The sequence below is a fragment of the Clostridium sp. genome, assembly GCF_036642255.1.
Classification (GTDB): domain Bacteria; phylum Bacillota; class Clostridia; order Clostridiales; family Clostridiaceae; genus Clostridium_J.
Genome location: NZ_JAVWDJ010000077.1, coordinates 1 through 9,763, shown reverse-complemented (window position 1 = coordinate 9,763; position 9,763 = coordinate 1). Strand labels below are relative to the sequence as shown.

Genomic DNA, 9,763 nt, shown 5'->3' with positions numbered 1-9,763 from the left:
TATTATTTGCTATTGTTGATAATAAGGAACACTTTACAAAAAAATATATAAAATCAATTGAAGTGTTTTTACCTTTTACCTTAAACTATATTTTAAAGCTCAATGTAAGATTACAGAAAAAATTCAAAGTATTGAAATCCAGTTATCATAATATTTCAGTTGAAGATATTGTTCTCAATTTGATCCAATAATCCTTTCATTAAAATGATTATATATAATTTAAAATTTTAAAAGTTTGTGTTAAAGAGCAAAATTACATTTTTATATTTTTTTATAATCTGTAATTATTTTTGGTCAGCCTGATTTAAATCAATTCATATTTGCGCATTACCATCAAAGTGCATTATTAAAAGAAAAAAGCGAAGTTTTTTCTAGAAGTAAAAATAAGCACCAAAAAGTTTAAACTTTTTAGTGCTTATTTTCCATTACCCATACTCTTAAAATATTTTTATTTATAAATTTTCTAACCTCTTAAATTTAGCTCCTTCTTATGAAAGCAAAATTTCACCATAATGCCTACTTTACTAGGAATTAACTCTTTTCTAAAGTCTTTTCAAAAATGAACATGATAATTAAAAAATAACTAGCAGCAACTTTTCCCACCACCGGTGAGAATTCCTTTAACTACCGCCATAACTCATCCTACACCTTGAGTTACAGTTATTGCTTTTGACTCACAATTATTCATGCATGCTCCACATTCTATACAATTGTCTCTATTAATAATCACCGCTTTTCTATTTTCAATAGTGAAAACTTTATGTGGGCACACTGTTTTACAAACCCCACAACCAATGCACTTTTCTTCATTTAGCTTCAAGGTTACCACATCGTTGATGTATTTTTGTTTCATCTCTTTCACCTCACTATATTAAACTGATAATCATAATTACTACTCCTATAATTGCACCTGCTATGCATAAAGGTAATGCCCTTACAGTTTCTTTCACCACTCCTGAAAAGGAGGTATATGTGGTACTTCCTGTAAAGTTTAAACAAATATTGGTTATTAAAGCTAAAATCATGAAACTATAGCCAATAAAGTTCAAAGTGCCTGATAAAAGAAAACAATCTTTTAAATTAAAGATTATTGCCATAAAAATAATAGCTAATGTGGTGCCCTTTAGTGCGAAAGATTTAAAAGGTATAATAGGTAAAATCAATGGGAAAATCATAGTTGATGTCAATATCCCAAAGAATAATGGAATGCTTTGAATGAAGCTAGTGTTTAATATAGTGACTTGCAATCCAGTATTTATACTTTCAATGATATTTATTATTATCAATATAGCTAATCCCCAAAGATAATATTTTAAGTTTTGGACTAAATTCAATGGAGTGAGCTTGGCTCTATCTTTAAGATTAAAGTTTACCTGTCTCATAGTTTCTGATGCTTTAAATCTATTACTTATAAATTCATTAATATCTTCACTTCTTACAGGACCAAAAACTCCTCTAAAGCCTGTTTCTTTTTTCAGTTTTCCTATACTTACTCCCGATGCTCCTAGTTGTGGAATAATTAATACTTTATGGCTCACAAGTGTTTCTAATTTCGTTTTTCTTATCCTATTTATAAGCTCTTCTGTACCAAAAGTGCCCTCACCTGAAGCACACCAAACATTTACACCATTAGTTTCAAGAACTAAAATCCAACAATCTATTCCTTTTAAGTCACTTCTTAAAATATCAAATGTAAGCTTATAATTGCAAGTAACTAATACAGGTGATGTTGATTTAGGCTTGCCTGAGGCATAAATACCTGGTTTTACCATGTAATTATTTCTTTTGTATCCCCACATAACCCCAAAATGTTCAGCCTTGTCTTTAAATAAGAGATTGTTGCTTATTCTTCTAATTTTCCCTACTGGGCTTTCTATGAAATCAGTGGTAATTGGAGTTATATCTCTATAAAATTTCTCATTGATTTCATGTCCATCTTTAAGTATTAAGTCCATCCTGGACGTTATTTCCTTCGGTGTTCAGCATGCCTTATTGTTTAATGAATCCTTTTCCATATCATATCTCCTTATTTATTTTTATTAATTATATTTACCATCATTTTATACTTAGATTTATTTAAAATTCCTTATAAATGTAACTAATATATAATTACAATACATTCTATATTGTTTGAGAAATAAGTTGAATTTAAATGTGGACCTTTTTCTTATTAGTAGATGGGATCAACAATTAAAATATATTCCTTATGGTATATTTTGAACTATGTAATCTATAGTAAATATTTTATCATACTAGTGGTATCATTTTAAGGAATTATAGCAACCGACCTTTAAAAATCGTATTTATACCTGAAAAAGAGGTGCCATAGCACCTCTTAAGTATATTTTATAAATATAAAAATTTACGCTAAATTAATTATTAATAAAGATTAATATTTTACTTCCTTCAAACATAGACCCTTTCCTTGAGCTATTGGACCATTTTCAGGTCTTTGTCTATTATTTAAAATTCTTTCTACATCTTTTATTTTAAGGTCACCCTTTCCTACTTCTAAAAGGTTTCCTACTACGATATTTGCCATATTCCATAAGAAATCATTCGCATCTATTTCTATGTTAATTCTTCCATCCTTTTCAGCTATATCTATGTAATTGATAGTTTTGATAGTAGATTTTGAGTTAGGCTTAAGTGTAGTGAAGCTTTGAAAATCCTTAGTTCCCACTAAAACTTCTGCTGTATTTCTCATTTCTTCTAAATTAAGCTTCTCATCAATATGATAACAATACTTTCTATCAAATACTGTTCTAAATTTATTATTGTTTATTCTATAGATGTAAGTTTGGGATTTTCTATTGTATCTAGCATGAAATCTTTCATTTACTTCTTCTATATCCTTTACTACAATATCCTCTGGTAAGAATTGATATAAATAATCTAACATGGCATCTATACTATACCTGCAGCTAGTATGAAAGTTTGCTATATAATTTTCGGCATGAACACCTATTTCAGTTTTCCCACAACCTATTAATTCAATATCTTCTTGTGCCATTTTAGATAACACACCCTCTAATTTACCTTGTACAGTTAAGTCATTATCTTTGAGTTTTTGCCATCCTTTATATTTACTTCCATCAAATTCAACTAATATTTTTAAGTTTCTCATAAGAACCACCTTTAATTTATTTTTATCTAATATTAAATTTTCCATTAGTATTTCAATTATACCCATGGTATTTGAAATAAACAATAATAATTATGATAAAAATAGCTTAAGAAAGTTTAATCATTTTCTTAAGCTATTAGTTATTTCTCCTATTTCTTGTTAAATTCTTTTCTTTTTATCCTTACTCTAAGGCAACCCATAGCTTTCTAAGAATGTTTCCATGGTAATTATTCAATCTTTTTAGTTCTTTTTACTTCAAATATATATCTGAAAACTCTAAAGTTAGGTTTTCTTCATATGTTGACGCAGAAACTTCTTTGTTTGTAATGTTATTTTCTTCCACCTCTGAATCCACCGTACTAACTGGAAGAGTTATTATAAATTCGCTACCTTGATTTAACTCACTTTTAGCATAAATTTCTCCCCCATGCATGTTCACTAATGATTTTACAAGGGCAAGTCCAATTCCACTTCCCTCATTTTGCCTAGTTGTGGATTTATCAATTTGAGCAAAGCGTTTAAAAACAAATTCTAATTTTTCCTTAGGTATACCTATACCGGTGTCTCTTATTACTATTTCTATAGAGTTAATTTTATCATATATATTAACAAAAATACTTCCATCTTTAGGTGTGAATTTTATTGAATTAGATAATATATTTAATATTATTCTTTCTATTTTTTCCTCATCGAAGGCCATTATTTTTTCTTCTATTTCTGTATCAAAAACAAGAGTTATTCCATGAGTTTTTATATATTCTGCCACTGATTGAGATATTTCCTCAATTACATAAATTATATTTCCATTTCTTAGGTTAAGATTTATGTAACCATCCTCTATTTTAGTAGTATCTATGAGATTGTTTATTAACCTTAGTAATCTAAATGAGTTTTGATTCATTATAGATAAATAGTATTTAATTCTTTCATCACTTAAATTTCGTGATTCATCTAGGGATTGAAGTAATTGTATTGTACTTGAAATTACATTTAATGGCGTTCTGAGCTCATGTGATATATTAGCAAAAAACTCAGTTTTTACTTTATCGTATTCTATAAGTTCCTCCACTCTTTTACTACTCACTTGATTACTAAGACTAAGGGTTTCCACCTGTTCATTTGCAAGAGCAACTTCCTGAGTTAACCTTAGAGCATCATTAACTGAATGTCTTAAGGTTACTAAGGTGCTTACTCTTGATGAAAGTTCATATTTATTAAAAGGCTTTCTTAAATAATCATTTGCTCCATACTGAAAGGAAATTATTAAATTTTGTAGTCTACTGTCAGCTGTCATCATCAGTACTGGAAGTTCAAAAAGTGAATATTTTTCTCTAATACTCTTACAAACCTCATAACCTAACATATCTGGCATCATCATATCTAGAATTACTAAATCTAAATCGTGATTATCCTCTAACATCATTAGTGCTTCTTTTCCGCTATAAGCCTCTAATATTGAAAATTTATCTTTAGGAAGATAATTCTTTAATACCTTTTGATTTATATATTCATCGTCAACTATTAATATTTTAAACTTTTTAGTAATGTTACTATTTATATTTTCATTTATATTTATATTTTCATTTATATTTATACTTTCATCACTTATTGAAAGTTTTGAAATACTAGATTTCAAGTCCTTATCAATTTCCTCATCTTTATTCAAGATTATATCTACTGTGTTCTCACATTGTATGTTATTGTATATTGAATCATTCTCATCATCCATTCCTTTATGGTCAACAAAAACTTCTATATTTTCTGCAGTATATAAAGGAAGTGTAAAAATAAACTTACTTCCCTTATTTATTTTTGAGGTAGCCCTAATAGTCCCCCCATGGAGCTCCACTAACTTCCTTGTCGTATAAAGCCCAAGTCCCGTTCCACCATATTTTTCAGAAATCCCGTCCACTTGTTCATAAAAATCAAAAATTTGTACAATTTTATTTTCAGGAATGCCTATTCCTGTATCCTCTACATAAACCTCTAGGAAATTTCCTTTTATACAATAAAAAATTTCTATATTTCCTTCATGTGTAAATTTTAATGCATTACCAATTAAATTATAAAAAATTTGCTGTATCCTGTTTTCATCCCCCAAAACATAAGGAGTGCTATTATCCAGCATATTCTCGATGGAAACATTTTTATTGCTATTATAAGCCTTAGAAAATTTAATAACCAAGTCTACAATTTTCTTAATATTAACTGGGCCTCTATTTAACTTAATTTCATTATTTTTAAGACTAGAAATTGTTAACATGTCATTTACTAAATTAGACAATCTCTTAGCACTGGAATTAATTAAATTCAAATCAGACTTTTCATCATAGGTTAAATTGCTAACATCATTACTAACAAGGCCTTCTGATAATCCAATTATTCCATTTAAAGGTGTTTTAAGTTCGTGAGAAGTTACTGCTAAAAACTCATCCTTTAATTTATTTAATGATTTAAGTTTTTGGCTCATCTCTTCTACCTTAGAAAAAGCTACTGCTTGTCTCTCCGCTAAAACAAAATAATTTGCAGCTATAAACATGAAAACACCCCAGGCTGCATAAGAACCTGTTATTATTATACTGTATTCATATAATATATCATTGACTCTTGCAATAAACAGTGCAAAAATTCCTACTACAGCTATATAATCACTTTGATCTTTTTCAAAATATATTTTTGATATTTTATACATCATATAAATCAACATAACAAGGGCAAATACTTCAAAAGGAATTATATACTGTAAATAGAATCCATATGGTAATAGGATTACTAGCCATGTATATAGAATCGCTGACCAATTTGACAGTTTTACAATTCTTCTTGATAAAATCCTACCGTAGGATTGATTGATGAACAAGATAATGAAGGGAATATATATATAAAAGGTCAGAACCTTTATTTTACCTGAAGTAATATAGCTAAAGTCAGGGAACAAAGACATTAAGAAGCCTTCACCCACAAAAACGGTTCTGATTGCAACAATTATGCATACAATAGCAAAATATAGTGATGCTTTATCTTTTCTCCTTCTATAAAATATACCTAGATTATAAATAGCTGCAATTATTGAACATCCAAAAAGAAATAAATCAAATGCAAGTTTTTTGTCTTCATAAGTTTTTATTTGTGTTGAACTTCCTAGTAATATTGTGTCTATAAATCCATAGTTGCTATAGAAGTTACTAACCTGAAGGGTAAGATATATTTCTTGATTTTCCACATGAAGAGAACCTGATTTAGGTATTAGTTGTGGTATCATTTCATTCTTGTCTTTTCCTACCCTACCCACAGTTATAACTTCACTATCATTAGACCAAAGTTTATATGCACTTTGAATAAAATCTATTTTAACTGAGTAAAGGTCTTCCTCATTGTTAAAAAGTAATTTTAATCTATATGTACCATACCCATGCTCATTAAAAATACCTGGAATCCCAAGATATCTCATTTCTTTGCCTTTAGTATCTTTAAAGTCCATAGGAGAAAGCATTTCATTTTCATAAAATTCCCACTGGCCATCTAATTTTACCATCCCATCTTTTTTAAAATCCCAGTGTCTTAAGTCTAAAACTCCATGTTCTGCTACAGGGATATTCTTGTTTGTATCGCTTATAGTTATACTTCCTTTAATTAAAGTTACAAAAGCAATAAGCACCATAAAAAGAATTAGTAATAGTTTTATTTTAGGCGATTTTACATATATCATAATAGACTCCCTTATAGATAAATATATCACTCTAATATAATTAAATATTAGGTACATTGTTTTTACATAACATATAAATTTTAACAAAATTCCACAAAAAATACAATGAATCCATTGCGATACTTCTTTTAACTTGTGATTTAGTTATTTATTAGAACCAATTTTTATTATATTACTCCAAATTATTCCTTTTTTAAAATCGCAAGAAAAACTATACTATCATTAATTAATTCACAAGTTAAAATAAAGACTGCCCACAATGTAATTGTAAGCAGCCTAATCTATTACAAGATATTTCGAAGGAGTAAGCCTACCATACCCTTCTGTTATGGGTTGAATATCCTTTCAAAATTCTTAATCAAAATAAACCTATTCATTTTAAAAATAGTACTTTTCTAATTTAATTTAGTCATTACCTCTGTTTCAAAAAACTTCCTTGCAGTAAGACCTGAAACACTATAAACTTCACTATCACCTATCTTTACAGATACACCTTTTGTACAGTTTCCTAAACAAAATACTGCCTCTAATTTGATTTTATCTGAAAGCTTATATTCCTCCATCACTTGTTGAAAGGTATTAATGACATTGTAGGATCCTTTAATATGGCATGAAGTGCCTACGCAAACACTTAACTTTATCACAGAAACTACTCCCTTCCTTTATAGTGTACATGTAGTAAATCGTGAACCTTACCTTTTAATAAACCTGAATACAACGACATCATTACTGGATTTTCTTCCGAACGCTTAATGCTACTCATTCTATCTGCTTCATATAATCCTGCACCACGTTTTACTTTTCCTTCGTTCATTGCAAATGGTTGGCCAGCACCAGAAACGCAACCGCCAGGACAAGCCATAACTTCCACAAAATCATAATGAACTTCGCCAGCTTTTATTCTATTTACAACATCATGAGCATTTTTAAGTCCACTCACTACCGCTATCTTAAGCTCACGTCCATCCACTGTGATTGAGGCCTCTTTAAGTCCCTCCATACCTCTTACCCCATTGAAAGCAAGAGTACGTAATGTGGTAGAAGATTTGTCATCTAAAACTCTACGAATAACCGCTTCAGTAACTCCACCTGTAACTCCAAAGATCACACCTGCTCCACTACTAACACCAAAAGGCATATCTACAGATTCTGGTTCTACTTCAGAAAATACTATTCCTGATTCTTTTATCATTTGAATAAGCTCTTGGGTAGATATTACATAATCTACATCTGGAACTCCTTCAGTTTTAAATTCATCTCTTTGTGCTTCAAACTTCTTTGCTGTGCAAGGCATTATTGCTACAACAACAACCTTCTTATTTGAATGTTTATAGTGTTCTTTAAGTACTGAAGAAAACATTTGCATTGGTGAACGGCAAGTGGAAATATTTTTAAGTATATCTGGATGAGTATTTTCCACATAACTTACCCAAGCAGGACAACATGACGTAAATAAAGGTAATTTTTCGTTTTTCTCAAGTCTTGAAAGGAATTCTCCTGTTTCCTCCAATACTGTTAGATCCGCTCCAGTAGATGTATCAAACACTGCATCAAAGCCCATTCTTCTAAGCGCACCTACTATTTTCCCCATTACATTTTCTCCATCTTTGCATCCTAGCTCTTTACTAATTCCAACTCTCACAGCTGGAGCAATTTGAACTACCACCTTGGCATTAGAATCACTTAATTCCTTCCAAAGCTTTGAGGTATCATTCTTAATCACAAGTGCGCCAGTAGGACACACCGCTGCACACTGCCCACAACCTACGCAATTAGATTCTGCAAGAGGCTCATCAAAAGCAGTACTAACAGTCATATCTGAACCCCTACCTACAAAGTCAATAGCTCCAACATTTTGAACTTCATCACACATTCTCACGCAATCACCGCATAGAATGCATTTGCTTTTATCACGTACTATGCTTACAGAGGACTTGTCTAATACTCTATCTTCTGAGGTGTTGTTAAATCTTATTTCCTTTATACCAAAACGTTGAGCTAAATCTTGTAATTTACAATAACCATTTTTTTCGCAAGTGGTACAATCTCTGCAATGGTTTGATAGTAATAGCTCAAGAATCATTTTTCTGTACTTTCTAAGTCGAGGAGTATTAGTTTTAACTTCCATTCCTGCTTTAGGCGGAGTTGAACAGGCAGCTTCTATATCACCCCATTTATTTTCAACCATACACATACGACAAGCACCATAAACTGAAAGCTCTGAATAATAGCAAAAGGTAGGTAACTCTATACCTGCTTTTCTAACTAATTCAAGTACATTTTTCTCGCCATTTATCTCAACAGGAATATCATCTATCATCATAAATTGTCCATTCATTCTGTTAATCCTCCTTTATAGCTTTGAAAGCACATGATTCAATACAAGCACCACATTTAATGCATTTATCTTTATCTATTATAAATGGTTCCTTAACCTTGCCTGAAATTGCTCCTACAGGACAAATCCTTGAACACTTTGTACACCCTTTACAAGCATCCTTCTCTATAAATATTGTTTTAAGCTTTTGACAAGTTTTTGATGGACATTTTTTATCTACAATATGAGTTACATATTCTTCACGGAAATTCTTAATAGTACTTACTACTGGGAAAGCTGCTGTTTTTCCAAGGCCACATAAAGCAGTTGAAGATATTGTATCTGCAAGTTCTAAAAGCATATCAATATCCTCTAAAACTCCTTGTCCTGATACAATTCTTTCAAGAATTTCTAACATTCTCTTAGTACCTTCACGACAAGGAACACACTTACCACAGGATTCATTTTGAGTGAAATTCATAAAGAATCTTGCAACTTCTACCATACAGGTGTTATCATCCATAACTACAAGGCCTCCAGAACCTATCATAGCCCCTGCCTTTTTAAGAGAATCAAAGTCTAAAGGTAAATCAAGATGTTCCTTTGTTAG

The 9,763-nt window shown here is 30.4% G+C and carries 7 protein-coding genes and 1 pseudogene; 1 reads left to right on the top strand and 7 read right to left on the bottom strand.

All coding sequences use genetic code 11. The features are described from left to right. Positions 1–191, top strand: a pseudogene (locus RR409_RS20100) (hypothetical protein); the annotation flags it as partial. A 446-nt stretch (positions 192–637) separates the two neighbouring features. Here RR409_RS20100 and RR409_RS20095 read toward each other — a convergent pair. From RR409_RS20095 to RR409_RS20065, 7 genes are all read right to left on the bottom strand, one after another. Beyond that, entirely contained in the window at positions 638–853 is a 216-nt protein-coding gene (locus RR409_RS20095) for a 4Fe-4S dicluster domain-containing protein (protein ID WP_332559562.1), read from the bottom strand. Between the two features lie 13 nt (positions 854–866). After that, positions 867–2,015: a mercury methylation corrinoid protein HgcA gene (gene hgcA / locus RR409_RS20090; RefSeq protein ID WP_332559561.1), complete on the bottom strand. Its 1,149-nt coding sequence runs from the start codon at positions 2,013–2,015 to the stop codon at positions 867–869. A 374-nt stretch (positions 2,016–2,389) separates the two neighbouring features. Further along, positions 2,390–3,127: a tRNA pseudouridine(38-40) synthase TruA gene (truA, locus tag RR409_RS20085; protein WP_332559560.1), complete on the bottom strand. Its 738-nt coding sequence runs from the start codon at positions 3,125–3,127 to the stop codon at positions 2,390–2,392. A gap of 250 nt (positions 3,128–3,377) precedes the next feature. Then, positions 3,378–6,836 carry an ATP-binding protein gene (locus tag RR409_RS20080; protein WP_332559559.1) on the bottom strand — a complete coding sequence of 1,153 codons (3,459 nt, stop codon included), beginning with the start codon at positions 6,834–6,836 and terminating at the stop codon, positions 3,378–3,380. A gap of 395 nt (positions 6,837–7,231) precedes the next feature. After that, on the bottom strand, positions 7,232–7,480 hold the full coding sequence (locus RR409_RS20075) for a (2Fe-2S) ferredoxin domain-containing protein (RefSeq protein WP_332559558.1): 249 nt from the start codon (positions 7,478–7,480) through the stop codon (positions 7,232–7,234). Positions 7,481–7,485: 5 nt separating this feature from the next. Then, positions 7,486–9,174 carry a [FeFe] hydrogenase, group A gene (locus RR409_RS20070; RefSeq protein ID WP_332559557.1) on the bottom strand — a complete coding sequence of 563 codons (1,689 nt, stop codon included), beginning with the start codon at positions 9,172–9,174 and terminating at the stop codon, positions 7,486–7,488. Positions 9,175–9,178: 4 nt separating this feature from the next. After that, on the bottom strand, positions 9,179–9,763 hold a 585-nt coding region (locus RR409_RS20065), incomplete at its 5' end, for an NADH-ubiquinone oxidoreductase-F iron-sulfur binding region domain-containing protein (RefSeq protein WP_332559556.1).